At 39.2% G+C, this 25,642-nt stretch carries 23 protein-coding genes and 2 pseudogenes; 7 read left to right on the forward strand and 18 right to left on the reverse strand.

Annotated features, from left to right (window positions below):
• Positions 1 to 182 precede the first annotated feature (182 nt).
• Genes ATCC51562_RS06030 through ATCC51562_RS06055 form a run of 6 tightly spaced genes read left to right on the forward strand, consistent with a single transcriptional unit; the run spans position 183 to position 5,078 of the window.
• A complete protein-coding gene (locus tag ATCC51562_RS06030) occupies positions 183 to 1,499 on the forward strand; it encodes a S41 family peptidase (RefSeq protein WP_374057345.1) in 1,317 nt (438 codons plus the stop codon).
• Positions 1,500 to 1,516: 17 nt separating this feature from the next.
• A complete protein-coding gene (purC, locus tag ATCC51562_RS06035; protein ID WP_021091373.1) occupies positions 1,517 to 2,227 on the forward strand; it encodes a phosphoribosylaminoimidazolesuccinocarboxamide synthase in 711 nt (236 codons plus the stop codon).
• A gap of 8 nt (positions 2,228 to 2,235) precedes the next feature.
• Positions 2,236 to 2,472, forward strand: a complete 237-nt coding sequence (purS, locus tag ATCC51562_RS06040) for a phosphoribosylformylglycinamidine synthase subunit PurS (RefSeq protein ID WP_021091323.1) — start codon at positions 2,236 to 2,238, stop codon at positions 2,470 to 2,472.
• A complete protein-coding gene (gene purQ / locus ATCC51562_RS06045; RefSeq protein WP_021091401.1) occupies positions 2,469 to 3,134 on the forward strand; it encodes a phosphoribosylformylglycinamidine synthase I in 666 nt (221 codons plus the stop codon). Before purS ends, purQ begins: the two co-directional genes overlap by 4 nt.
• The gene (locus tag ATCC51562_RS06050; RefSeq protein ID WP_021091406.1) at positions 3,128 to 4,423 is read left to right on the forward strand and encodes an SH3 domain-containing protein; all 1,296 of its coding nucleotides are present in this window, start codon (positions 3,128 to 3,130) and stop codon (positions 4,421 to 4,423) included. Before purQ ends, ATCC51562_RS06050 begins: the two co-directional genes overlap by 7 nt.
• A complete protein-coding gene (locus ATCC51562_RS06055; protein WP_035167473.1) occupies positions 4,404 to 5,078 on the forward strand; it encodes a lysophospholipid acyltransferase family protein in 675 nt (224 codons plus the stop codon). The genes ATCC51562_RS06050 and ATCC51562_RS06055 overlap by 20 nt, the downstream gene beginning before the upstream one ends.
• Before the next feature lie 147 nt (positions 5,079 to 5,225).
• Here the strand turns inward: ATCC51562_RS06055 and ATCC51562_RS09990 are convergent.
• Both ATCC51562_RS09990 and ATCC51562_RS09995 read right to left on the reverse strand, forming a co-directional pair.
• A pseudogene (locus tag ATCC51562_RS09990) lies at positions 5,226 to 6,278 on the reverse strand (methyl-accepting chemotaxis protein); the annotation flags it as partial.
• A gap of 27 nt (positions 6,279 to 6,305) precedes the next feature.
• A pseudogene (locus tag ATCC51562_RS09995) lies at positions 6,306 to 7,202 on the reverse strand (Cache 3/Cache 2 fusion domain-containing protein); the annotation flags it as partial.
• Positions 7,203 to 7,449: 247 nt separating this feature from the next.
• Here ATCC51562_RS09995 and htpG point away from each other — a divergent pair.
• Complete coding sequence (htpG, locus tag ATCC51562_RS06065; protein ID WP_021091378.1) at positions 7,450 to 9,306, forward strand: molecular chaperone HtpG; 1,857 nt, start codon at positions 7,450 to 7,452, stop codon at positions 9,304 to 9,306.
• A 139-nt stretch (positions 9,307 to 9,445) separates the two neighbouring features.
• Here the strand turns inward: htpG and sdhE are convergent, their stop codons facing one another.
• The 16 genes from sdhE to ATCC51562_RS06135 all read right to left on the reverse strand — a co-directional run bounded on the left by sdhE (position 9,446) and on the right by ATCC51562_RS06135 (position 25,631).
• On the reverse strand, positions 9,446 to 10,303 hold the full coding sequence (gene sdhE / locus ATCC51562_RS06070) for an 8-methylmenaquinol:fumarate reductase membrane anchor subunit (protein WP_021091409.1): 858 nt from the start codon (positions 10,301 to 10,303) through the stop codon (positions 9,446 to 9,448).
• Between the two features lie 2 nt (positions 10,304 to 10,305).
• Complete coding sequence (gene sdhB, locus ATCC51562_RS06075; RefSeq protein WP_021091393.1) at positions 10,306 to 11,271, reverse strand: 8-methylmenaquinol:fumarate reductase iron-sulfur subunit; 966 nt, start codon at positions 11,269 to 11,271, stop codon at positions 10,306 to 10,308.
• Between the two features lie 9 nt (positions 11,272 to 11,280).
• A complete protein-coding gene (gene sdhA, locus ATCC51562_RS06080) occupies positions 11,281 to 13,143 on the reverse strand; it encodes an 8-methylmenaquinol:fumarate reductase flavoprotein subunit (RefSeq protein ID WP_021091389.1) in 1,863 nt (620 codons plus the stop codon).
• 396 nt (positions 13,144 to 13,539) lie between these two features.
• On the reverse strand, positions 13,540 to 14,007 hold the full coding sequence (locus ATCC51562_RS09830; RefSeq protein WP_235044189.1) for an ABC transporter substrate-binding protein: 468 nt from the start codon (positions 14,005 to 14,007) through the stop codon (positions 13,540 to 13,542).
• Positions 14,000 to 14,554, reverse strand: coding sequence for a hypothetical protein (locus ATCC51562_RS09835; protein WP_235044190.1), 555 nt, complete (start codon positions 14,552 to 14,554; stop codon positions 14,000 to 14,002). The genes ATCC51562_RS09830 and ATCC51562_RS09835 overlap by 8 nt, the downstream gene beginning before the upstream one ends.
• An 11-nt stretch (positions 14,555 to 14,565) precedes the next feature.
• Positions 14,566 to 15,342, reverse strand: a complete 777-nt coding sequence (locus tag ATCC51562_RS06090) for an ABC transporter ATP-binding protein (RefSeq protein WP_021091288.1) — start codon at positions 15,340 to 15,342, stop codon at positions 14,566 to 14,568.
• Positions 15,339 to 16,349, reverse strand: a complete 1,011-nt coding sequence (locus ATCC51562_RS06095; protein WP_021091380.1) for a FecCD family ABC transporter permease — start codon at positions 16,347 to 16,349, stop codon at positions 15,339 to 15,341. Before ATCC51562_RS06095 ends, ATCC51562_RS06090 begins: the two co-directional genes overlap by 4 nt.
• A complete protein-coding gene (locus ATCC51562_RS06100; protein ID WP_021091286.1) occupies positions 16,342 to 17,181 on the reverse strand; it encodes a class I SAM-dependent methyltransferase in 840 nt (279 codons plus the stop codon). The genes ATCC51562_RS06095 and ATCC51562_RS06100 overlap by 8 nt, the downstream gene beginning before the upstream one ends.
• Before the next feature lie 90 nt (positions 17,182 to 17,271).
• Entirely contained in the window at positions 17,272 to 18,474 is a 1,203-nt protein-coding gene (locus ATCC51562_RS09840) for a TonB-dependent receptor (protein ID WP_235044191.1), read from the reverse strand.
• Positions 18,423 to 19,448 (reverse strand): TonB-dependent receptor plug domain-containing protein, encoded by a 1,026-nt coding sequence (locus ATCC51562_RS09845; protein WP_235044192.1) that lies wholly within the window; start codon positions 19,446 to 19,448, stop codon positions 18,423 to 18,425. The genes ATCC51562_RS09840 and ATCC51562_RS09845 overlap by 52 nt, the downstream gene beginning before the upstream one ends.
• Positions 19,449 to 19,728: 280 nt before the next feature.
• The gene (locus tag ATCC51562_RS06110; RefSeq protein WP_021091297.1) at positions 19,729 to 20,280 is read right to left on the reverse strand and encodes a 2-oxoacid:acceptor oxidoreductase family protein; all 552 of its coding nucleotides are present in this window, start codon (positions 20,278 to 20,280) and stop codon (positions 19,729 to 19,731) included.
• Positions 20,277 to 21,122, reverse strand: a complete 846-nt coding sequence (locus ATCC51562_RS06115) for a 2-oxoglutarate ferredoxin oxidoreductase subunit beta (RefSeq protein ID WP_021091283.1) — start codon at positions 21,120 to 21,122, stop codon at positions 20,277 to 20,279. Before ATCC51562_RS06115 ends, ATCC51562_RS06110 begins: the two co-directional genes overlap by 4 nt.
• A complete protein-coding gene (locus tag ATCC51562_RS06120) occupies positions 21,112 to 22,242 on the reverse strand; it encodes a 2-oxoglutarate synthase subunit alpha (RefSeq protein ID WP_021091355.1) in 1,131 nt (376 codons plus the stop codon). Before ATCC51562_RS06120 ends, ATCC51562_RS06115 begins: the two co-directional genes overlap by 11 nt.
• Positions 22,239 to 22,550 carry a 4Fe-4S dicluster domain-containing protein gene (locus ATCC51562_RS06125; RefSeq protein ID WP_021091402.1) on the reverse strand — a complete coding sequence of 104 codons (312 nt, stop codon included), beginning with the start codon at positions 22,548 to 22,550 and terminating at the stop codon, positions 22,239 to 22,241. The genes ATCC51562_RS06120 and ATCC51562_RS06125 overlap by 4 nt, the downstream gene beginning before the upstream one ends.
• An 8-nt stretch (positions 22,551 to 22,558) precedes the next feature.
• Positions 22,559 to 23,452: a lactate/malate family dehydrogenase gene (locus tag ATCC51562_RS06130; RefSeq protein ID WP_021091350.1), complete on the reverse strand. Its 894-nt coding sequence runs from the start codon at positions 23,450 to 23,452 to the stop codon at positions 22,559 to 22,561.
• Between the two features lie 4 nt (positions 23,453 to 23,456).
• Positions 23,457 to 25,631 (reverse strand): NADP-dependent isocitrate dehydrogenase, encoded by a 2,175-nt coding sequence (locus tag ATCC51562_RS06135; protein ID WP_021091282.1) that lies wholly within the window; start codon positions 25,629 to 25,631, stop codon positions 23,457 to 23,459.
• Between the last annotated feature and the right edge of the window lie 11 nt (positions 25,632 to 25,642).

Here is a 25,642-nt window from a genome sequence, read left to right on the forward strand (position 1 = left end):
GGTCGCCATTATATAACTTTAGTCTTATATTGTCAAGTATTTTTATAATGCTTGTCACTCTTTTTATTTAATTGCTAAAATTTACTGTTATAAATTTGTATCAAAAACTATCCAAAAGCAAAAATATAAGCTTAAATTTATACTTTTTTTAGCCAAAAGCTAATAGAATTGAGCCAAAAATTATAGGAGAAATTTTGAATAAATTTAGTAGATTTTTTGCACTAAAAATTACAGGTGCCTTGCTTATCTCAAGTGTAGCAGTGAATGCACTTTTTGCAAAGAGTGAAGACGAAGCAAGTGCGAAGCTTGAAGCACTTTCAAAGCTTACAAAAACAATTTCAACCGTTGAAAAATACTATGTTGATGACATTAAATTTAAAGAGATCATCGATAAAGCCATTGCTGGTTTAATGCAAAATTTAGATGCCCACTCAAGCTTTTTAAATGAAAAAGCTTACAAAGATATGCAGGTGCAAACAAGTGGAGAATTTGGTGGCCTTGGCATAACAGTTGGTATGAAAGATAGCGCACTAACCGTTATCTCACCGATAGAAGATACCCCAGCTGATAAAGCAGGTATAAAATCAGGCGATATTATCTTAAGGATAGATGGCAACTCAACTATCGGTACAACGATAGATGAAGCTGTAAATAAAATGCGCGGCAAGCCAAAAACTCCAATAACTATCACAATTTTGCGAAAAGGTGAGCAAAAACCATTTGATGTAAAGATCATAAGAGATCTTATAAAGGTTGAGTCTGTCTATGCAAAAATGATAGAAAATGACAACATTCTTTACGTGCGTGTCACAAATTTTGACAAAAATGTTGTTACAAAGGTAAAAGAAGCGATCAAAGAGTATCCAAAAGCAAGTGGCATCATACTTGATCTTAGGAATAACCCTGGCGGACTTTTAAATCAAGCTGTTGATCTAGTTGATCTTTTTGTAGATAACGGCGTCATCGTCTCTCAAAAAGGTCGCGACGCATCTGAAAATGTAGAGTATAAAGCAAGTGCTAGTAAAACTCTTTCAAAACTACCACTTGTTGCACTAGTAAATGGTGGAAGTGCTAGTGCTAGCGAAATCGTAAGTGGCTCACTTCAAGACCATAAACGTGCTGTAATAATCGGCGAAAATACCTTTGGAAAAGGCAGCGTTCAAGTAATCCTACCAATAGACGATACAGAAGCATTAAGGCTAACCATCGCAAGATACTACTTGCCAAGTGGCAGAACTATCCAAGCAGTTGGCGTAACACCTGATGTAGTCGTGCATCCTGGTAAAGTGCCGCAAAGCGACGATAGTGCATTTAGCATCAAAGAAAGTGAGCTAAAAGCGCACCTAAAAAGCGAGCTAAACAAGATAAATCCTACAAGTGAGGGCAATAAAACTGAAGCAAAAGATGATAAAAAGATAATTACGCAAAAAAAAGTTGATGAAGATATTCAATTAAAAACGGCAATTGACACGATCAAAATTTTAAAAATAAAACAATAAATTAGAAGGAGATCTCCATGCAAAAAAGAGAGCTTATTTACGAGGGAAAAGGTAAAAAAATGTATGCCACAGACGATGCAAATTTACTTGTGGCTGAATTTAAAGACGATCTAACAGCATTTGATGCTCAAAAAAGAGGCAACGAAGCTGGTAAAGGCGCATTAAATAATAAAATTTCAACACAGCTTTTTAAGCTTTTGGAGAGTAAAGGCATCGTGACTGACTTAGTTGAGACCATCAGCGACACTGAGCAAGTAGTTAAAAAATGCGAGATCATACCTCTTGAAGTTGTTGTGAGAAATATCGCAACTGGTTCACTAAGCAAAAGACTTGGTATAAAAGAAGGCACAGTTCTACCTTTTACACTTGTTGAGTTCTACTACAAAAATGACGATTTGCACGATCCGCTAGTTACTGATGAGCACTGCATCATCATGGGTCTAGTAAAGAGCGAAAAAGATCTTCAAACTCTAAGACACACAGCTAGAGAGATCAACTCTATATTATTTAAATTTTTTGCCGAAAGAGATCTAAAACTAGTTGATTTTAAAATAGAATTTGGTATCGACAAAGACGGCAATATCATTCTAGCTGATGAGATAAGCCCTGATAGTTGTAGATTCTGGGATGCTAAAACCAATGAAAAACTTGACAAAGATAGATTTAGACAAGACCTTGGTAGCGTAAAAGTCGCTTACGAAGAAGTTTTAAGAAGAATTCTTTCTTAAGGACAAAGATGAAAGCTGTTGTAAATATAGCATTAAGAAGTGGGGTCCTTGACCCTGCTGGCAAAGCAGTAGAGCATGCTTTAAATTCTCTTGGATTTAGCGGTGTATCAAATGTCAGGATAGGCAAACAAATCGTTTTAGATATCGACGAGAGCGATAAAGCTAAAGCGAATGAGCAGCTAAAAGTGATGTGTGAAGAGCTTTTAGCAAATACCGTCATCGAAGACTATGAGATTGTGCTATGAAAGTAGCGATAATACTTTTTCCTGGCACAAACTGCGAAGAAGATACAGCTCACGCATTTAAATTACTTGGATGCCAAACACAGATCATTTGGCACAAAGAAGATAAAATAGATGCTGATCTAGTCGTACTTCCAGGTGGTTTTAGCTATGGAGATTATCTAAGAACAGCTGCAATAGCCAAATTTAGTCCAGCTATGCAAGCTGTAAAAGAGCATGCAAAAAAAGGTGGCTATATCTTAGGAATTTGCAATGGTTTTCAGATGCTGCTTGAGCTTGGGCTCTTAAAGGGTGCAATGAGAAGAAATGAAAATTTAAATTTCGTCTCAAAATATCACCACCTAAAGGTAATCTCAAATAACAATAAATTCTTAGCAAATTTAGCCAAAAATGAAGTAGTAAATATCCCTATCGCTCATGGCGAGGGCAACTATTATACTGACGAAAACACTCTAAAAGGCCTTTACGACAACGATCAAGTATTGCTAAAATACTGTGATGCTAAAGGCAACGAAATAAATCCAAACGGCTCAGTCGATAGCATAGCTGGAATCTGCGATGAAAGCAAAAGAATATTTGGACTTATGCCTCATCCAGAGCGTGCTTGTGAGAAAATTTTAGGTACAGATGATGGTATGAAGATGCTAAAAGGTCTAGTTTGGTAAAACATTTTCTTTTTATCGCCCTACTCGTACTAAATTTATTTGCTGTAAATACCGACGAAGTAAGCGTTTTTGATATGATGGACGAAGCTAGGGAGGATAAATTTGTAAATAGCCCTACTTCAAATCCAAAAACTCAAAAACCACCAAAAGAACAAGATTTTTCAAGAAAATTTGTGTCACCACAGCCAGAACGTATCACTCCAGAGCAGATGCGAAACATCGTGCCAACAAACGAGCCAGATATTAGTGTCCCAGACAATCAAGTATATGATAAGATCAAAGTAAAAGAGCTTCTTTTAAAAGCCACAAATGTGCCAAAAAATGTTGTTATAGGAGAAATTTTTAGTGTTGAGATAGTGGCTGATACGCAAAATGACTTTGAGTTTGAGTTTGAGACACAGCTTGATGAAACAAATATCAAATGGCTAAATAAGAAAAATTTTCAATGGGTAAAAAGCGAAGGCAATCAATATGTAGGTACTTTTTATCTTGAGGCAACAAGCATTGACGCAAAGACTTTAAAAGTTAGCTTAACCCTAAAAAGAAATGGTGAAAACTATCAAAACTCTAGCATAAATATCTTCTTGCCAAAGCTAAAAGAGCTTAGAAGCGATGAGAACTACAACCATATCGTGGCCGATAATCTTGAAGTTAAGAAATTTAAGACAACAAAATTTGATGATATAAATAATATCATGGTTGTAGAAATTTATGGTAACAACGTAGATCTAAGTGCTTTTAATATAGAAAATAAGACAATCTTAAAGCAAGGCGTAGATACGATAAATGGCGACTTTAACTCACAAAGCGCATATTATTTTGCAGTATTTAAGCCAAATAAAAAATCGCTTGACTTTAATTATTACAACCTAAAAAAAGCCAAATTTGAAAGCTTTTCGTTGCCAGTAAGTGTCGAAGATGACGACGTCAGCACACAAATCGGACTAAACCCAAAACAAAGCGAGTTTAGCACCTATAAAGATGTCATGATCTACTCTTGTGCGGTAATTTTTATATTATTAGCTATTTGGCGCAGAAGGCTTAGCTACTTTTTCGTAGCAGCCATTTTTATAGCACTTGGAATTTACACCTACAACCCTTTTGGCAAAGCAGTGCTTAAGCCAGATGTGAGTGTCACTATCCTTCCAACTAAAAATTCAACTGTTTTTTACACATCTCGTAAAAATGAAAATGTTGAAATTTTAGATACAAAAGACGACTACTCAAAAATTTTATTTGCGGACGGTAAAATCGGCTGGGTAAAAAAGGATAATCTTGTCAAAAATTAGAGCTTTATTTTTTGCTATTGAGTTTGTTATCAGCGTTGTTCTAGTCGTCTTTTTTATGTGGCTATTTAATGACAAAAATAGAGCCATAAGAAAATTTTGGGGAAGGTCGCAAAGGTTTTTTGGTGGATATAAACTTGAAGTGATAGGCGATTTTAGTGATGAAGCAAATATCTTACTCATAAACCACCAAAGCATGCTTGATATCATCGTCATCGAAGAGCTTCACCCAAAAAATGTTTGCTGGATCGCAAAGGCACAGATCGGTAAAATTCCTATAATTGGTAAAATTTTAAGCTTGCCAAAAATGATAGCAGTTGAGCGTGAAAATAAACACTCACTTATAAAGCTTTTAAGCGAAGCAAAAGATAGGGTTGAAAATGGTCGCGTTTTAGCGATATTTCCCGAAGGAACTAGATCTCAAACCAATAAGCTTTTGCCTTTTAAAGGTGGCGCAAAGATGCTAGTTGAAAAGCTAAATTTAAAAGTTCAGCCTATCGTTATTGTAGGAAGCGATGCGATGAAAGTAAAAGAATTTAGCTTTAAAAAAGCAGATATCAAGCTCTTTTGCCTTGATTTAGTCGATACTTCAAAAGAAAACTGGCTAGAGGCTACTAGAGAGAGTATGCAAAAAGTCCTAGACGAAAATAGAAAATAAATTTGGCTTTGCAAATTTACAAAGTCCCCCCTGCTCTATATCATTATCTATAAAAATTTGATTTTATATACTAGAAATTTTTATCAATAAATTTAAAATGGTCTAGCGGGAGCTAGACCTAAAAATATTAGCTTAAGAGGTAAGCTTTCAAGTCCTAAAGACACTAAGTTTTGAATTTAATGCATCTGTCATCTTGTTTAGATGTTCTGCTGCTGAAGCTATCTCTTCGACGCTTCTAGCATTTTCAGATGAAATTTGGTTGATATTTGAGATGCCTTCCATGATTTCATTTACATTTTTGCCAGTTGCGATGTAGTCTTGCATAGTCTTATCAGACATTGCTATAGCGTTATTCATCGTTTCACTCATAACATTTATAGTTTTTTCAACATCGCTTGCCACGTGAGTTAGCTCTTGGATCTGTTTAGAGTTGATACCCATTTGCTCACTACTATCATTGATCGCTTGAACGATGACATTGATAGTTGCATTTATCTCAGTTAAACTCTTTTGAGTCCTCTCAGCTAGCTGTCTAACTTCATCAGCAACAACGGCAAAGCCACGTCCATGCTCACCTGCTCTTGCAGCCTCAATAGCGGCATTAAGTGCAAGTAAATTTGTTTGATCAGCTATATCATTGATAACAACAAGAACTGATTTTACCTGCTCGGCATCACGGCTAAGTTGATCGATCTTATCAGCCATTTGATTTTCTACATTAGCAGAGTCAATAATCTGCGCCGATAGCGATCTTATAGCTTCAGTTGCCGTTTTTATATGTATGCTTGCTTTTTGAAGGTCATCTTTGCCAGCTTGAGCTACCGCTAAAGATTCTTTCATATTCTCTTGCATTACTTTACATCTTTGATTTGTCTCTTCCACTATTTCAGTTGATTTTTCTACACGTTTGCCTGTTTGAAGAGATGTAGAACTAAGCTCATTTGCAACGGAACTATTTTCACTTGAAAGGTGCTTTGTATCACTTATTAATACCCTTATTCTTTCAATAAAATCATTTATATCTTTACTTATTTTAGCTATTTCATCTTTACCATAAATAGGAATTTTAATTGTAAAATCAGATGTTATCGCATTTAAATTTGTTCCTAGTCTATCAATAGGATTTGCAACCATCTTCTTAAGCAAGAACATCGAAACAGCTATCAAAAGTAAGGTAACTATGACGCTTGCTATGATGAAATTTTTACTAACTACTTTTAGTGGTGTTAAAAAATCATCAGTAACAGCTGAACCTAAAACCATCCAGTCTAGTTTATCAAATGACTCAAAAGCAACTATGCAGTCAACCCCATCAATTATAATAGGCTCAATACCCTTTCCTTTTTTAACAATATTATCCATAGTAGTTTTTAATTCACTACTTAGCTCTTGATTTGCCTTGGTTGGATGAAAGTCAAATTTACCAGTTTTAGTATTGTAAAGAGAAAAATATCCATGCTTACCAAGTTTCATCTCAGAAAAAGTCTTTTTCATATTGTTTAATCCCTCGGTAGGATCATAACCAACAAATAAAATTCCTATTACCTCGTTATTTTCAATAATAGGATCATAAATACTCATATAGTTGCGTCCAAATAAATTTACAACGCCTATATACCTCTCTTTATTCATGATATTTTTATAGGCTTGACCGTTTTTGTCAATCATCGTACCAACAGCTCTACTACCATCAGCCTTCGTCACCGATGTACTAACTCTTAAAAAATTATCACCTGATTTTGCAAAAATCGTTGAAATTCCACCTTTTGTAGCTTTATTAAATTTATCCAGAATATCGTAGTTGTTGTTTAAAATACCATTTTGAGATATTAGATCTATCGCTTCGTATTTGTCAGTCTTGCTCATCTGGTGATTAGTTGAAATTTTTCCGATCATCTCTTTAAAAACACTCATTATCAGCTCTGCACTACTTACATTATCTTTTTCAAATAATTTAACCGTATTCATAGCAAGCTGGACGTTTTGTTCTACTGTTGTAAGCACACCATCTTTTATCTCGCGCTCTAAAATATTTGACGTATATACAACAAAACATGTCATAGATACTGCCAAAACCGTAGCAATCGTTGCTGAAACTTTTACCAAAATGCTTCGTAAATTCATTTTGTCTCCTTTTTCTAAAAATTTTAGCCTTGATTATAGCACTATTTTAAATAAACTTTATACAAGAATGCATAATTAATAATATTTAATAAATTATCATTATTATTTTATTCATAAACTATAACTTTTTTGAAATTATTTTAAAAAATTAATTTAAAAATCTTGATAGTAATGCTATCAAGGTTAAGTATATTTTTATCACTTTATGTTATAATCTGCCAAAAATTTTAAAACAAGGAAAAGAAAAATGCCAGATAAATTTGAATTTCAAACCGAGGTCAATGACCTTTTAAATTTAATGATCCACTCTCTTTACTCAAACAAAGAGATATTTTTAAGAGAGCTCATATCAAACTCAAATGACGCTCTTGACAAGCTAAACTACCTTTGCTTAACTGATGAAAAGTATAAAAGCTTAAGCTACACTCCAAGGATCGACATCAAAGTAGATGAAAAAGCTAAAATTTTAACGATCAGCGACAACGGTATCGGCATGGATAAAGACGAGCTTATCGCAAATTTAGGCACCATTGCAAGAAGTGGCACAAAGGGTTTTATGCAAAGCTTAAGCGGTGACGCAAAGAAAGATAGCTCGCTGATCGGCCAGTTTGGCGTTGGCTTTTACTCAGCGTTTATGGTGGCAAGTAAGATCGAGGTTATAAGCAAACGTGCGCTTGGCGATAAGGCTTATAAATGGACATCTGATGCAAAAAGCTACGAGATCGAAGATGCTAAAAAAGATGGCTTTGGTACGGATATTATCTTACATTTAAATGACGATGAATTTGCAAATTCTTGGCGCATCGAAGAGATAGTCAAAAAGTACTCAAACCACATCCCTTATCCTATATTTATGGATAAAGAGAGCTATGTCGCACCAAAAAAAGGCGAAAAAGAGGGCACTTATGAGACTAAAAACGAGCAGATCAACAAGGCAAACGCGCTTTGGAGGCTAAATAAAGCCAGCCTGAAAGAGCAAGACTACAACGACTTTTATAAGCAAATTTCACACGATAGTAGCGATCCGCTCTTTTATATCCACACAAAAGCTGAGGGTAAGATCGAGTACTCGACACTATTTTATGTGCCAAGCACGGAGCCGTTTGACCTCTTTAGGGTTGATTATCAAAGTGGCGTAAAGCTCTATGTAAAAAGAGTCTTTATCACAGATGATGCAAAAGAACTCTTGCCGCCATATTTAAGATTCATCAAGGGTATCATTGATGTTGAGGATCTACCATTAAATGTAAGCCGTGAAATTTTACAAGAAAATGCGATCATGAGAAGCGTCAAAGAGCAAAGCGTGAAGAAAATTTTAAGCGAGCTTGCAAAGCTAAAAGATAACGATCGTAAAAAATACATAAAATTTTACAAACTATTTGGCAAGGTTTTAAAAGAGGGGCTTTATGGATTTAACGCTGAAAAAGAGCAAATTTTAGATCTTTGCCTATTTAAAAGTTCAAAAAGAGACGGACTTATCAGCCTAAAAGAGTACAAAGAAGCGATGAAAGAGGATCAAAAGTCGATCTACTACATCAGCGGCAACAATGAAAATATGCTAAGAAATTCTCCGCTTCTTGAGAGTTTTAAGAAAAACGACATCGAAGTGCTTATTATGGATGAAGAGATCGATACGATCGTTATGCCAATGGTCAATGAATTTGACAAAACACCTCTAAAATCAGTCTCACACGCTGATATAAATGATGAGATCAAAAGCGGTGAGAAGGTCGATGAGAGCAAGGTTGCAAACACGCTTGTTAAAATGAAAGAAATTTTAAAAGACGAGGTAAAAGATGTAAGACTAAGCTCAAGACTCTCAAGCTCCGCTGCGGTGTTAATTTATGATAAAAACGATCCTGATTATGCTATGCAAGAGATGCTAAAACAGATGGGACAAAGCGCAAATGCTCCAAAAGTTAAGCCGATCTTGGAGATCAATGCTGATCATGAAATTTTTGCAAAACTTGAGAAAAATGAGGCGATGATTTACGACATCGCACCTTTGCTTCTTGATATGGCAAGGCTAAATGAGGGCATGAGCCTAGAAAATCCAGCTAAATTTTCAGAACTTCTAACAAAAGTGATGATAAAAGCTATATAAAATTTGTAAGCCCAAAGAAATTTGGGCTTTAACCTACTTCTATAATTTTTTAATTTCATATATTTATTTATTGTCTTTATTGCAGTAAAAATTTAATTGTGTAAGTCAAATTTCCCACGCCAAAAGACGTGGGATAAATTTACGCTATCTTGGTAGCGTCGATGATATTTAGATCAAGTCCAAGATCTTCAACAGATAGTCCAAGTGCAAGACCTACAAGCTGAGATAGGTGAATGATTGGCTTTCTCACGTTTGAATGGTTTTCATCTTGATATCTCTCTTGGTAGATGTCAAGTTGCATTTGACAAAGTGGGCATGGTGTGACAACTACGTCAGCGCCGTTTTCATCGGCGTTATTTACGATCTGGCTTGACATTTTTCTTACAGATGTGCCGGCTGGATAACTAGCGTGAAATCCGCAGCAATCAAGTCTTTTCTCAAATGGCACAATAGTAGCGCCAAGTGCGCCTACAACGGTTTCAAAGCTCTTTGGATTGACTGAGCTTTCTCTATTGTGCAGATCTTTTTCAGGTCTTAGGCTATGGCAGCCGTAAAATAGCGCTACTTTTAGCCCACTAAGTGGTTTAACAACCTTTGCTTTTAGCGTTTCTACGTTTTGATAAAGCACCCAAAGAAGGCTTGTGATCTCAGTTGAGCCATTATATTTCATATTGCCCTCAGCCAAGAAAGTATTTATGCGGTCCTTTGCACCCTTATCAAGTGTAGTTTTAGCTCTTGTTAGAGTTAGCATACAAGTTGAGCATGTAGTAAGCATCGGCATATTCATCTGCTCTGCAAGCGCTATGTTTCTAGCATTTGCCACAAGCGTAGCGATAGGATCGACGTCTTGTGCTTGTTGGGCACCACAGCAGCTCCAGCCCTTTATCTCGTGAAGCTTCCAGCCAAGTATCGGAGCGATAGCCTCAAGCGACATCTTAGCCTCTTTAGCTGCTTGAGAGAGTACGCATCCTGGGAAAAAAGCGAATTCGTTTTGCATAATTACTCCTTACTAGCAGCTTTGCGAGCCGCATTTATCATTTTTACTAGATCATCATGTCCTTCTATGTCCTCTTCTCCGAAAATATGAAGTGGATTCATCTTACCTGCAAGCATTAAATTTGCAGCGATATCCATTTTGCCCATATTTCTAAACACTCCCTCAGAGCGAAGCGCAAGCTTGATCTCATTTAGTCTGCCTGAGCTATCAACTAGATCGGTTAAGAACGCCTCAGCGTGATCTGGTCCCATACCATCATCAAAGCCTTTTTGTATAGCCATAATGCGAAGATCAGTTATATCCTTGCATGCGCTTATGCCTTTTGGACAGCGATCAGCGCACTCTTGGCACTTTACACACATCCAAAGGCCATTATCTATAGCTGGTTTTAGATGCGGCATAGGATCTTTGCTACGTGAGTCAAAGGCCGCTCTATAAGCATGCACAAAGACAAATGGCTGCATATAATCGCTCGCATCAGCTTCAAGTTTATTGCACTCACTAGCGCACGCTCCGCAAAGTATGCAGTCCCATTCAAGCGCTACTTTTTCGTACTCTTTTTGACTTTGCTTACAGCCTTTTTCTGCGCTAAATTCTGACTTAGCTGTAATGCTAGGCCTAATCTTGCGTAAATTTTCGATACTTGGCTCCCAGTCCACCATAAGATCAGAGATGACCCTGAAATTTCCAAGTGGAGAAATTCTTATGCTATCTGGATTGTCATACTCCGCCAAAAGCTCATTCATCTTTGTATCACAGGCTAGATATGAGTGGCCATTTACTCTAACAGCACACGCTCCACATATCGCTGAACGGCAAGATGCTGTGAAATTTAGCGTCGCATCTTTTTTTTGTTTGATATCAAGAAGCACTGTTAAAAGAGTTTTGCCTTTGATCTCTTCATTTGTTAGCTCATAAGTTGATTCATATTTTTTAGTTCCGTCAAAGCGGTCGATAATAATTTTCATCCTAGCTCCTTACTCTGGCTTCTTGCCGTCAAGTGAAAATATGCCTGTCACAACATCTTTGTAGCTAAGTTCAAGCTTGCCGTCTTTTAGTGTGACTATGCTGTGTTTTAAGAAATTTACATCATCTCTTTTTGGATAGTCCTCTCTTGTATGAGCACCACGGCTCTCAAGACGATTTTGCGCTGCAAGACATGCTGCACGAGAAAGAAGTATAAGGTTGCCAAGCTCGACATAGTCAGTAAATGCTGTGTTCATGATTGGGTTTTGATTTGGCACTTTGAGGGTGTCATATTTTGCTTGGATAGCTTCTAAATTTTTAGAGAGCTGATCAAGTTTTGCACCAGTTCTAAAGATACCCATTAGATCCCAGTTGTTTTTACCAAGCTCTTCACGAAGTGCGTACATGTCGTTCACACCGCCCTCGCCTGTTGCTATGGCTTTAAATTTATCCTGCCACATTTTTGCTAGCTCAGAAGTCTTTTTACCGCTTGCAAATTTTGCATTTTGCGCATAAGCGCCAGCACCCTTGCCAGCTAGATCGCCAGTTACAACTGCGTCAGTTAGGCTGTTTCCACCAAGGCGGTTTGCACCGTGGATAGATACACATGAAGCCTCACCGCCTACGTAAATTCCAGGGATTTTTGTGCTCATATCATCAAATTTAGCTACCTCTATACCACCCATTGAGTAGTGAGCTGTTGGGCGAATAGGTACTGGTTGCTCAATTAAATCGATATTTTGGAAAAGCATAGCAGTGTGGCGAATTTTTGGAAGCTTTTTCATAATGGTATCTTTGCCAAGGTGACGAACGTCACAAAGCACGTAAGCGCTCATGCCCTCGCCAAAGCCTCTACCCTCGCGAATTTCTGTCTCGATCGCACGAGCGACGACATCACGAGGAGCTAGTTCCATCTTTTCGTGATAGTTTTTCATAAAGCGCTCGCCCTTGTTATTTAACAAGTATCCACCCTCGCCGCGAGCAGCTTCTGTGATTAGTGTGCCACCATTTTGAACGCCAGTTGGGTGAAACTGAAGCATCTCAGGATCTTCAAAACCAAGACCTGCTTTAAGCGCAGCAGCGATGCCATCACCAGTTGCTATAAATGGAACTGATGTGCGGTTATAGAAAATTCTAGTGTATCCGCCAGTTGCGATAACAAGTGACTTGCAAAGGACTGGATAAATTTGACCATCTTGGATATTGCGAAGAACGACGCCTTCGACCTTGCCGTCCTCAAGACCGATCTCAAGCAGCTCATGATCCATTAAAAATTTAACGCCAGCTGTGATAGCGTCATCAAGACAAGCGTGCATCAAAATGTGACCAGTTTTATCAGCTGCATAGTTACAGCGTTTTTTGCTAGCGCCACCCATGAAACGAAATGCCACGTCGCCGTTATCTTTACGGGACACGTCGCCATTATCTATACGAGAAAAGAGCATACCATTGTGATCTAGCTCATGTATGACTACGCCTGCTGCCTCGCAAAATTTCACAACTGCATCTTGATCGGCAAGATAAGCCGCACCTTTAACTGTGTCATAAGCGTGAAGCTTGAAGCTATCGCCATTACTAAAGTCAGTAACGCCGTTTATTCCACCCTCTGCCATACAGGTCGCATTACGTGATGGCATCATCTTTGTAGCAACAACGACGGTTGAGTTTGGATATTGCTTGCGAACGGCTGTTGCTGCACGAAGTCCGGCACCACCAGAACCGATTATTAGCACATCAACAGATGGCAAGCCACTTTCATTGCCTTTTGGCAACTCACCAGCAAAAACATTGGTTGCACCAGCTGTTGTAGCTAGCGCACCTACGCTGATACAGGCACTTTGTAGAAATTCTCTTCTGGTAAATTTTTCACTCATTGATAACTTCCTATCTTAGTAAATTTTTAGCGTTTAAAACGCACCGCCAGTTCATTTCTTAATATTTTTTAAAACAATTATATTAATTAAATAATTAATAATGAAAGATTACATTAAATTTACTTAAAAGAAACATAAAGATTTATTTTAGATTAAGAAATGAGAGCTGATATTAAAATCAAAAAGGATAAAATGGGCTTTTTAGGCGGTTTATATAAATTTAGCGGTAGAAATTTTATAAGATGTATAAAAATTTCTACCGATTTGAAGTTTATTTTTATTTTTGAGTTTTTAAGCTTTAGAAGCTCTTTTTTAGGATATTAGAAAAGATAAATTTACTTTTATACTTAAATAAATATATTAAATATAATAAATAACATTATTTTTGTCCTATTATCAAAATTCACCCTTTGGGTGCAAAATTTCTTTTAGCTCGCTATCACTTAACTTGTAATTATAAAATCTCTCGTAAAACTCTTTTGTTTTTTGCTCTAAATTTAGATCACTAAATTGCTCTGGATAAAATGTCTTAGCCAGCCAAAGCGGATAAAGCGCACCCTCAGCACTTCTTACACTCCAAAGATAAACGCCACTTGGCACTACAAAAATTTGCCCATTTTGCACAGCTTTTAGCTTGGCAAATGATGCGTTTTTAGCGATGGCATCGGCACTTTTTTGTGAATTTGTAATGATGATGTCTGGGTTGAATATGATGACTTGTTCTTCGTTTATCGCTTTTGAAATTTTAAAATCCCCATCGCTTAGCTCTGAGCTTAAATTTATACCGCCAGCCACACTAATATACTCAGCGCCGATATCCTTTGAGCTAATGGTGTTAAAATTTCCAGAGCTATAGTTAAGCACAAGAACTCTCTTTTTTGGCGTTAAATTTGCTGTTTTTTTGGCTTACAAATTTTATGTTGTCATTAAAATAGTCATTAAACTCACGCGCTCTTTTTACACTCTTTTCGCCCCAAATTTCAGCGATCTTACTAAAGCTATCTTGTATCTCTTTGATGCTTTGAAATTTATCTATCTTCACAACTGCGATGCCAGCGCTCTCTAACTGAGCCTTGCTATTTTCATCAAACATCATACCAATTGGCCCAAAAACAACTTGCGTTTTTGAAGCGATAATCGTTTCAACACTGCTACTTAGCATGCCACTTTTGTTGTCATTGCTCTTTATCTTTGGAAAAATTTTTGACATTAGTGGAGGCAGTTTTGGCGCACCGCTAATTATGTGATCTTCGTTGCCAAGCATCGCAGAGACCTGCACAAATGCCCCTATCAAAGGCGTTGCACGCTCGATAACATCAGGCACTTCAACCTTTTTATCGTCGCTATCAAGCACCACTCTTGCTTGCAAACTAACAAGTAAAAAAGCCAAAAGTAAAATTTTCTTAAACATATTTTCTCCTTTCAATCCACCATCACGCAAGAGTAATGCTCGCGCTCATCGATGATATTTTTCACCACTCGTATATCTACGCCGTAAATTTTCTTTAAATTTTTGCCGTTCATCACCTCGCTAGCCTCGCCGTAGATGTAGTTTTTATCACGCCCAAGCATCGCAACCTTTGCATTTAGATAAAAGACCTGCTCTGGCTGATGTGAGGTTAAGATGATGATGTAGCCTTGCTTTGCGAGCATTTTTATCTCTTTTAAAACTCGCATTTGGTTGCCAAAGTCTAAATTTGCCGTTGGCTCATCAAGTAGCATCACCTTTGAGCGTTGCGCTAATGCCCTAGCTATGAGCACCATTTGCCGCTCGCCGCCACTTAGATCGGTGTAAATTTTATCTTTAAAGCTCTCTAAATTTAGCGTCTTTAACGCGTCTAGCGCTATCTTTTCATCCTCTTTGCTAGGACGCTCAAATATACCAAGTCTGGCATTTGCACTCATCATCACCACGTCAAAAACGCTAAAAGCAAATGGCGGTGTGTGAGCTTGCGGGACGTAGCTTATAAAGCTTGCTCGCTCTTTTTCGCTCATCTTTAGCACATTTTTGCCGTCTATTAAAATTTCGCCCCCAAGTGGCTTTAAAAAGCCAAGTATCGTCTTAAATGTTGTCGTTTTGCCAACGCCGTTGCTACCAAGCAGGCAAAAGATGTCGCCATCTTGTAAATTTGCATTGAAATTTTCTATAACGACCTTTTTGTCGTAGCCACAGTTTAAATTTTTTATCTCAAATTTCACGCAAAACCCTTTTTGCTCTTATAGAGCAGATAGACAAAAACAGGTGCGCCAACTAGCGAAGTGATGACGCCAAGCGGGATCTCGCTTGCCATTAGGCTGCGTGAAGTGGTATCGACTATAAGCAAAAATAGCCCTCCGCCAAGCAGAGAAGCTGGAAATAGCGTGATGAAATTTGCCCCTACGACAAAGCGCATGATGTGAGGGATGACAAGCCCCACCCAGCCCACGATACCGCAAAATGAGACACAAGTAGCGGTTAGAAGCGTTGAAGCGATGATGATTATGATGTTATAAAATTTCACATTTAGCCCCATCGCCCTAGCCTCTTCTTCGCCAAAGCTAAGCGTATTTAGCTTGTAGCGAAGCATGAAAAGTGGTACAAGGCAGATCATAACTACGCAAAAAAGCAGAGCTAAATTTTTATATCCGCCGCTTCTTGCAAGGCTTCCCATCAGCCAAAAAGTGACTTCTGGTAGCTTATCTTCGCTATCGGCTAGAAATTTTATTAGCGAGCTAAGCGCCCCAAAAAGAGATGAGATGACGATGCCAGTTAGCACCATCACGAGTAAATTTAGCCTACCCTTTGCGATGACGCTGCTTATAAAAACGACGGCAAAAACAGCAAAAAGACCGCAAGCAAAGGCGCTAAGCTGCACGCCTATGTAGTTAAAATTTAAGATGATAGCCACGCTCGCCCCCACAGCTGCGCCACTTGAGACGCCAAGGATGTCAGGCGAGACTAGAGGGTTTTTAAAAAGGCCTTGATAGACAGCTCCAGAGCTAGCAAGCGCTGCACCAACAAGGACGGCAAAAAGCACCCTTGGCAAGCGAATGAGCGTAAAGACCGTGTAGCCTTGCTCGTCGCCTGGTTGCTCGTTTAAAATGGCCGATCTTATAAACTCAAAAATTTGCGCGTAACTTATCTCGTAGCGTCCGATGCCTAGCGAAAAAAAGAGCACCAGCAAAAGAAGCGCAAATAATGCGAAAATGATCTTTTGACTACTCAAATTTCATCTCCCGCACATCCCACCAGATGAGATAGCTCTTTGTTGCTCTTTTAAATTTATATCCGTCATTTGTTTTAGTAAGATACTTTTCTACATTTTTTTTGTAAATTTCTTCTTTTTGGGGCGCTATCTCGCCAACAAATCTAAAATAAGAAAACGCCTCTTCAAGGCTAGCAAAATCCCTCTCAAAAATGGTGTCGATTATCTTTAAATTTGGATTTGCTCCCATGTCGTAAGCGATGTTAAAGATAAAGTTGTAGCCAAATCTCCTATCGCTAAAACCTGCCTCTTTTTCATCTTTTATCCCTTTTAAGAAGTCTTGCCAGAACGTCTTTAAACTTGGATAATCCATTAAAAAAGAGGTCATCACGACATATTTTTTAGCAAATCTGCAAAGCTTTTTTATATCAAAAAGTCCAACTGAGCGTGATGCTAGCACAATATCGTGTTTTGGTAGGTCTTTTATGCTTTGCTCATCGCTCCAGTCTTTTTGGATGAAATTTATATTTTTCGCTCCAGCCTCTTTTGCGTTTTTCTTGGCGTATTCAAGCATTTTTGCAAACGGATCTAGCGCACTTACGCTCTTTGCTAGCTTTGCAAGTGGCACGCTAAGCCTTGCAGGACCACACCCAACGTCAAGCACGCTGTCATCTTTTGTGATAGGTAAATTTGAGAGCAAATTTAACGTAGAGGCTGTCTCCATGCCAGTCATCTCGTTATACATATCTGCGCAATCATCCCAGTTTACGCCACCATCTTTGCCCTTTACTTTTTGCAAAGTAGGCGAAAATACTCTCTCTAAAATCGCTTGATAATCAACCAGCCCTTGCATCTTTCTCCCCTTGGTTATTTAAATCTACCCTACAAAAAGGACAAATTTAAAGAGCCTAAAGCCAAAATAAATTTGGCTTTAGTTTTGGTTTTAGAATTTAACTTCAGCTGATAACATAAAAGTTCTTGATTGTCCTAAGAATAGGCTAGAGCCTGTTTTATTGTCTGTTCCATCAATGTTTGACGGGAACATTCCGACCCAGTATTTTTTATCAAATACGTTATTTACGTTAAATCTTAGCGTAGTTTGCTTTCCTAGCCACTCTTTGGTCACGTAGCGGATGCCAAGATCGGTTGTAAAGTAAGCAGGAGCTGCATTTATGTTACGTTGATCAGCATAACGTTTGCCAGTATAGTGAAAATTTGCACTTAATGCTAGCTTATTTGTATTTGGTACAAGGTAGTCAAAGAGTAGGTTTGATTGCACGCGCGGCTCGCCAACTACGATTTTACCCTCTGCGTAGGTTTGTTTTGCTCTTTTTAGCTTAGGCTGGATTAGCGCGATACCGCCCATTACGCTAAGATCGTTTGTGATCTTACCGCCTGCGCTGACTTCAAGTCCTCTATTTACTTGCTCGCCTTGCTCGCCGTATTCATTATTGTCGCCAAGATAAATTAATGGGCGTTTGATCTCAAAAAGCGCAGCCGATAGGTCAAGCTCGTCCATCCTAGCCTTTGCGCCAACTTCGTATTGCTTACTTCTGTACGGCTTTACGACAACCGTCTCACCGTATCGCGGGTTGCTTGCGTCGGTGTAGGTATAAGCAGATCCGCCTTGCAAGCTATCAGCATATGTGAAATACAAGCTGACGTTCTCAACTGGGCGGTAGATGAGGCTTCCTGCATAGCTATTGCCGCTTTTGTCGTAGCTTTTTACACCCGTTTGCTTGTTTTTACTTTCGAAGTTGCTTCTAGCCGCACTTAAAATGACGCTAAAATAGTCGTTTATTTTGATGTCGTCAGCGATAGTTATATTTTTCATAATAGTATCGCTACTTTTATAAGCTCCGCTTGCTTTTTTTGTGTTAGGCTGTGCAAAGACGCGCGGACTATATAAGTTAGAATTTCCTAAAGAAACTGGTCTTGAAGCAGGATTTCTAGCACCATATAAAGTCCATATATATCCATTTGTTTGCACGCCAAGATTGTGTTCTATGCCAAATGTTTCAAATTCGGTTATAGCCTTTGCAAACCAGCTTTGCACGTCAAATCTTTGAGCTGCACCGCCACCGCCACCAGCTTTTACGTCAAAATCACCGTTTTGATTAGTAAAAGTTTTGCTTGTGCCATACATATCACGGATGGCCTTTTGCCACTGATAGCTACCTCGAAATACCAATTCTCGGTAGGTGCGTATTTAAATTTAGCGCTTGCAGTCGTTGTTTTTAGATCACTTCCAGCCCACTCTTGTTCTAAACCAGCTTTAGTAGTTTTAGTAGCACTTGGAATATCAAAATTTAAGACACCGTTATCACCTGGCATAGAAAAGCCACCAGGATTTCCTAACATTTTATGTCTGTAGTAGCTAAAATTTGTCTCGATCGTGAAATTTTCAGTTAAATAAAAGTCAAGTCCAAGACTAGCCAAATTTCTTTCGTAGTCGCTTTTTTTAGCTTGTTTTGCACCGTCGCTTTTATAAAACACACCACGATATCCAACATGTTCAAATCTATTTGAAGTATCCCAACCTATACCAAAATTTGAGCGGCTCGTATAGTCAGCCCAAACCGTATTTGAGAAAGGTATCGGACGTTTTCTTGTGTAGTTAAAAAAGCCTGCTGGATTTTGTCCGCCATAAAGTGAGCCAGCAAGTCCGTTTTGGATTTGCAGACCTTCAAACATATACATCGGAATAGCTGTCGTAGAAACCGCATAAAAACCGTCCCAAAGTACGTTTCCAACGACTGATCCCTCAAAGCCACGCGTTTGCGGACGACCGACTTCTATACCACCTCTGGTTTGAATTTGCGCCGAAGGGAAGTATTTTACTGCGTCTTCAAAACCTGCTACACCTTGGTTGTTCATAGCTTCAATAGACATTGTATTTACCTGATAAGGCATATCAAGCACTCTTTTTCCTGCTAGAGGACCACTAGCAACGCCTTTGTTTAGTATGCCTTCGCTGATACCACTCTCGCTGATGTTATCACCGACTGAATTTACTTCAATACCCTCAAGCTTTGTCGTTTGCACAGCAAAAACTTGACTTAAAAAACCACTGCACATCAGAAGTGCAGCACATGTTGCAACTGAGATTTTGTAACTCAACTTTTACTCCTTTTACAAAAATTTTACATCTGAAATGTTACTAAAACAAATCTTAAATATAATTTATTAATTTATTAAATATTTAAAAATATATTTTATTTAAGAAAGCTAAAATAAGGCATTATGAGAACGATTTTTAAAAATTTCATAGCTTTGATAAGATAAATAAATACTATAAATATAATCTTTTATATCGACAAGTGATGCTTTAAATTTTAATAAAAGTAATAATTGATTTTTCTGTTTATAGTAGAAATTTTGGCTAAAAATTAGCCAAAATTTATTTTAAAAGCTCTTTTGCATATTTTAGGCCTAGCTCATAAGCTTTAGCATTTGCTTCTTTGACCTTGGCTGGCACGCTTGCTAGCATCTCTTCACGCACTAAATTTTCATCCATGCACTTGCTCATCGCCACAGCCACGCCAAGAGCTACAACACTTTGAGTGATGACATTTCCAACCTCGTCTTTTGCGATAGAGATGATAGGAATTTCATAAATTTTCCAGCGCTTTTTGTCTTCATCACTTACTTTTACCAAATTTGGCTCGACAACGATCGCTCCGCCCTCTTTCACGCCACTTTTAAAGGCGTTGTAGCTTATCTGCGCAGTGGCAAGCATAAAGTCTATCTCGCCCTCGTTTGCATAAGGATATAAAATTTCTTTCTCATCAAGTATGATATCGACCTTCGTTGGACCGCCACGCACCTGAGATGTGTAGGTAGAGGCCTTGACGCCGTATCCGCCTGCTTTTATCTTGGCAGCTGAGAGGATCTCGCCTGCTAGTATGACGCCCTGTCCGCCAACGCCGACAAATCTTAGCTGTGACTTCATGCTAGCTCCTCAAAATTTATCGCTTCATTGCTCATTGCAGCCCTTCTTACCTTGTCGTAAGCCTTGGTGTATTCGATCTTTTCTTCATCTTTGTGAAGCACACCAAGTGGGAAAATGCCCTTTTTCTCTTCGTCGCTTAACATGTCAAATTTAACCTTGCTAGTCGTGCGGCCTTTTATCCACTCTAAATTTTTCACCGCCTCGCCCATTTTGTTTTTACGACCTAAATTTATGTGGCAGTTTGAAAATACATCAAAAAAGCTGTATCCATCGTGGCTAAAGCCCTCTACAAAGAGCTTTGTAAGCTTCTCTGGCTCGATGACGCTACCACGTGCGACAAAGCTAGCACCTGCGGCAGTTGCGAGCTTACAGGCGTCAAAGCTAGGATCGATGTTGCCGTATTGCGCTGTGACCGTCCACATACCCTTTGGCGTGGTTGGGCTGGTTTGCGAGTTTGTTAGCGCGTAGATGAAGTTGTTGATTAGGATGTGATTTAGCCCGATATTTCGGCGGCATCCGTGTATCGTGTGGTTGCCTCCGATCGCTAGTCCGTCGCCATCGCCAGTTACTACGATTACGTGCTTATCCGGATTTGCCATCTTTACGCCAGTGGCGTAGGCTACGGCTCTGCCGTGAGTTGTGTGAATGGTGTTGCAGTCGAGGTATCCGCTAAAGCGACCAGAGCAGCCTATACCTGAGACCACGCAAACGTCGTTCATATCCCAGCCCATGGTGTCGATAGCTCGGATGAGCGCCTTTAGTATGACGCCATCGCCACAGCCCCAGCACCAAAGAGTAGGCATTTTATCTGTTCGTAAATATTTATCGTAATTAAAAGCCATAAATTTCTCCTATCTTCGCCTCGATCTCGCTTGGGCTTATCGGTCTGCCGTTTGCTTTTAGCAGTTTTGCAAAGTCATCTCTTAATATGATTTTTGAAATTTCGCCACTATACTGACCTAAATTTAGCTCGCAGACTAAAATTTTATTAAATTTATTTGATATCTCTTTTAGCTTTTTAGCTGGAGCTGGAAAAAGTGTGAGTGGCTTAAACAGCCCTACTTTTAGCCCTCTTTCACGTAAATTTAAGATCGCTTGCTTGGCTGAAAGCGCCACGCTACCAAAGGCGATGATGCAAATTTCAGCGTCGTTAAGCATAAACTCTTCAAATTTCTCGCACTCATCAGTGTGTAAATTTATCTTATCAAATAGCCTGTTCATTGAGTATTCAACGATCTTGCCATCTTCTGTTGGAAAGCCAGTAGCGCCGTGATGAAGCCCAGTGATATGGTAGTGGTAGCCTTTAAAGAAAGGATTTAACGTAGCTGGCTCATCGGGTGCTGCCTCGTAGGGTTTATACTCTTTTGGCTTGCCACCAAATTCTCTTCTTTTATAAATTTCTAGCTCGCTGATTTCTGGCAAACGCACCCTTGCTTGCATGTGTCCTATCGTCTCATCAAGTAGCAGCATAACTGGCGTCATAAACCTAGCTGCGAGGTTAAATGCTCGAACTGTCTGCGTATAGCACTCCTCGAGGCTGCTAGGGGCTAGCACTATCATATTTATATCGCCATGAGTTGGGTTTTTAGCCTGCAAGATATCGCCTTGTGCGACGCGGGTTGGCAAGCCAGTTGAAGGGCCGCCGCGCATGACATTTACGATGACAAGTGGTATCTCAGCGATAAAGCCAAGGCCTATTTGCTCAGCCTTTAGTGAAATTCCAGGCCCTGAGCTAGCAGTCATCGCCTTAGCTCCGCTCGCACTTGCACCAAGAGAAACTGAAATTCCAGCTATCTCATCTTCCATTTGTATAAATGTACCGCCATGTTTTGGCAAAAGCACGCTTAGCTCATGGGCGATCTCGCTACTTGGAGTGATCGGATATCCGCCAAAGAAGTTACAGCCGCACTCGACCGCAGCCCTTGCTACTAGGGCATTTCCAGTTGATACTAGCTCTCTCATGCGCTCTCTCCAAGCTTTGCAAATTTATTTGCCTTTACGGCAGCGGCCCGCTCTTTGCTCTCAGGCGTTAGCTTTGCAAATTTAAAGCCTTTTTCAGCCACATAAATGGCAAAATCAGGGCAGTGAAGCTCGCAGTCGCGACAGCCTATGCATGAGTCAGCATAGACGACCTCTATCATCTTACCAAGTACCGCCTTTGGCTCAAGTCTCATCGCTAGCACGCCTGCTGGGCAGTAGCTCACGCAGACATCACAGGCTTTACACCTGCTCTCATCGACCCAAACAGGTACATTTTCTTTTATTATCATCTATATTCCTAATCCAAATTTTCTTTTAAAAATTTAATGTTTTTTCTAATATCAGCTTCGCTTTTACTTAGCTGCTCTTGCTCACTTTCATTTATATTTAGCTCTAAAATTTCTTTTAAGCCATCATGTCCAAGTCTTACTAGCCTGCCGCAACTTAGCTCATCATCAAGAAGCACGCTAGCGCTTAAAATTTCATCACTCTTGCCCATGATCGCTTCACACATTTTCACAACTGCAGCTGCTGGTGCATAGTAAGCTGAAGTGCCAAGGAGTTTAACGATCTTTGCGCCACCTGTACTTGTCTCTTTTTTAAGAGTTGTTAGCTCATTTTCGTTTAAATTTTCGCTGATATTGCTAGCAGATACGATCATCTCGTCGTTGTGAGCACCAATTATCTTTGTCTTTAGCTTTTTTGCATCTTTATCTTTTAGAAGTGCTAGCTCATATCTGCATCTTGCACCATCCAGCTCACCAGCCATGCCGATCACTTTATTTTTGCTAAAACCGCTAAATTTGTGAGCCGTCCAAACCATCACATCAAGCGGATTTGTCACGACGATTATCACCGCATTTGGTGCAAATTTTGCGATATTTTGAGCTGTTTGTTTTACGACTACGGCATTTTTAAGAAGCAAGTCCTCTCTTGTTTGACCCTCTTTCCTTGGGCTTCCAGCAGTTATCACTACGATATCACTGCCCTCTATTAGCATAAAGTCATCGCCACCACAAACGATAGTTTTTGCGTTAAACACGCAGCTTGACTGCGCTAGATCGATCGCTTTTGCGCGTGCCACATCACCAAATATATCCACAAGCGCGATCTCATCGCAAACTTCTCTCATACAAAGCGCATATGCTATGCTCGCACCGACGTTTCCAGCTCCAACTATACTTATTTTCATTTTCTCATCCTATTATTTGATTTAAAATTTTACTTGGTCTCATGACCTCATTTGCCCTCACTTCATCTGGCAAATAATATCCACCAAATTCCACGCTTGCACCATCATTTTGTCTTATCTCTTTTAAAATTTCGTTCTCATTTTTCTCTAGATCGTCCGCTAAATTTTCAAAAATTTTACTTAAAATTCTGCCACTTTTTGCCATTTCTCTTGCCCAAAAAAGCGCTAGATAGAAGTGTGACTCCCTAGTATCAAGAGTGGCATTTGGCGTTTTGTTTTCGTCCAAATAGCTAGCAACCGCTCTATTTAGCGCATCACTTAGCTCTTTTGCCTCTTTTTTTTGCTTAGCAAATGCCAAATGCTCGAGCGAAGCACTAAGCGCTAAAAACTCGCCCAGACTATCCCAAAGTAGATGATTTTTCTCTTTTAGCTCTTTTACAAGCGTTGGGGCCGTTCCGCCAGCACCTGTTTCAAACATCGCTCCACCAGCAAGTAGCGGCACAACTGAGAGCATTTTTGAGCTACCACCTAGCTCAAAGATCGGAAAAAGATCGGTTAAATAATCTCTTAAAACGTTACCAGTTACACTTATAACGTTTTTGCCAGCTCTTATTACCTCAAGCGTTTTCGTAGTCGCTTGCTCGTAGTTTAAAATTTCAAATTTTACGCCAGCGCTAGCAAATTTCTCTCTAAATTTTTCAAATTTAGCTATCAAATTTCTATCGTGAGCACGGCTACTATCTAGCCAAAATATAAGCTCATCTTTTGAAATTTTGCCTCTTTTTAAAGCAAGCTCAAACCACGCATTTATCGCATCATCCTTTGCCTGAGTCATCCTAAAAATGTCGCCCTTTTTGACGCTAAATTTAAAGACACTCTCGCCAGCCTCATCAAAAACAACAAATTCTCCATCTTCTTTTGCGATGAAAGTCTTATCATGGCTGCCATACTCCTCGGCCTTTTTGGCCATTAGCCCTACGTTTGCCACGCTGCCAATCTTGCTCACATCAAGTGCGCCATACTCTTTAAAGTCCGCTATGCAAGCCTCATAAACCCTAGCGTAGGTCCTATCTGGGATCATGCAAAGCGAGAAATTTAGCTCGCCACTTCTATCTTTTACCTTGCCAGAGTTTCTAATGAGCGCTGGCACGGAGGCATCGATGATGACATCATTTGGTACATCAAAGTTGCTAGCACTTTCATTTAATGCCCAAATTTTTGCCTTTTTGCTCAAAATTTCATCAAATTTAGCCAAAATTTCATCTTTGTTTTTAAGCTGTGAAATTTTAGCAAACATATCTTTTAAGCCGTTTTTAGCCTCCATGCCGTGAGCCTTAAATTCTTCGCCATATTCAGTAAAAGCCTCTTTGAAATAGCTTTTTATCGCATGCGCAAAGATGACTGGATCGCTAACTTTCATCATCGTGCATTTTAGGTGCAGACTCAAGGTCAAATTCTCTTTTTTTGCCTCTTCAAAACAGTTTTCATAAAATTTATCAAGTTCATTTATGCTTAAAAAGGTGGCATCTACGATCTCGCCGCTTTGAACTGCAAGCTCTTTTAAAAGTTCTTTTTTGCCCTCTATACTTATAAAATTTACATAAAATTTCTCATCTTTACTGGCGATAATTGAGCGCTCATTCTCATAAAAATCGCCCTTTTGCATGTAGCAAATTTTAGTTTTATTTGTCTTGTCCCAGTCGCCATTGCTGTGAGGATGCTTTTTGGCAAATTCTTTAACCGGTGGCAAGACTCTTCTATCTGAGTTTCCTTGCCTAAGCACTGGATTTACCGCGCTGCCAAGCACTTTTTGGTATTTTTTAGCAACCTCTTCGTCGTAGTCTGTGATGATCTCATCTGGGTAAAACGGCACATTTATGCCCTTGCTTCTTAGCTCCTCTATCGCTGCTTTTAGCTGAACAAGCGTAGCTGAGATGTTTGGCAGTTTTATGATATTTGCCTCTTTGTGACTGGTCAGCTCGCCTAAAAGCTCCAGCTCATCGGACTTATTTAGTCCAAGCTCTTTGCTAAAAAGAGATAAAATTCTCCCAGCCAGGCTAATATCGGCCCTAGTTATGCTAATGTCAGCGCGTGATAAAAAGCTCTTTACGATAGGAAAGAGAGAGTAGCTTGCAAATAGCGGTGCTTCGTCAGTTTTGGTCCAGATAATGTCACTCATTTTAGCCCTTT

Source organism: Campylobacter concisus ATCC 51562 (assembly GCF_000466745.1).
Lineage (GTDB): Bacteria > Campylobacterota > Campylobacteria > Campylobacterales > Campylobacteraceae > Campylobacter_A > Campylobacter_A concisus_B.

Coding starts and splice junctions, on each gene's coding strand:
- purC (WP_021091373.1), top strand. CDS start 1,517: ATGCAAAAAAGAGAGCTTATTTACGAGGGAAAAGGTAAAAAAATGTAT.
- purS (WP_021091323.1), top strand. CDS start 2,236: ATGAAAGCTGTTGTAAATATAGCATTAAGAAGTGGGGTCCTTGACCCT.
- purQ (WP_021091401.1), top strand. CDS start 2,469: ATGAAAGTAGCGATAATACTTTTTCCTGGCACAAACTGCGAAGAAGAT.
- htpG (WP_021091378.1), top strand. CDS start 7,450: ATGCCAGATAAATTTGAATTTCAAACCGAGGTCAATGACCTTTTAAAT.
- sdhE (WP_021091409.1), bottom strand. CDS start 10,303: ATGCAAAACGAATTCGCTTTTTTCCCAGGATGCGTACTCTCTCAAGCA.
- sdhB (WP_021091393.1), bottom strand. CDS start 11,271: ATGAAAATTATTATCGACCGCTTTGACGGAACTAAAAAATATGAATCA.
- sdhA (WP_021091389.1), bottom strand. CDS start 13,143: ATGAGTGAAAAATTTACCAGAAGAGAATTTCTACAAAGTGCCTGTATC.
- ATCC51562_RS09835 (WP_235044190.1), bottom strand. CDS start 14,554: ATGTTTAAGAAAATTTTACTTTTGGCTTTTTTACTTGTTAGTTTGCAA.
- ATCC51562_RS06100 (WP_021091286.1), bottom strand. CDS start 17,181: ATGCAAGGGCTGGTTGATTATCAAGCGATTTTAGAGAGAGTATTTTCG.
- ATCC51562_RS09840 (WP_235044191.1), bottom strand. CDS start 18,474: ATGTATGGCACAAGCAAAACTTTTACTAATCAAAACGGTGATTTTGAC.
- ATCC51562_RS06110 (WP_021091297.1), bottom strand. CDS start 20,280: ATGAAGTCACAGCTAAGATTTGTCGGCGTTGGCGGACAGGGCGTCATA.
- ATCC51562_RS06115 (WP_021091283.1), bottom strand. CDS start 21,122: ATGGCTTTTAATTACGATAAATATTTACGAACAGATAAAATGCCTACT.
- ATCC51562_RS06120 (WP_021091355.1), bottom strand. CDS start 22,242: ATGAGAGAGCTAGTATCAACTGGAAATGCCCTAGTAGCAAGGGCTGCG.
- ATCC51562_RS06125 (WP_021091402.1), bottom strand. CDS start 22,550: ATGATAATAAAAGAAAATGTACCTGTTTGGGTCGATGAGAGCAGGTGT.
- ATCC51562_RS06130 (WP_021091350.1), bottom strand. CDS start 23,452: ATGAAAATAAGTATAGTTGGAGCTGGAAACGTCGGTGCGAGCATAGCA.
- ATCC51562_RS06135 (WP_021091282.1), bottom strand. CDS start 25,631: ATGAGTGACATTATCTGGACCAAAACTGACGAAGCACCGCTATTTGCA.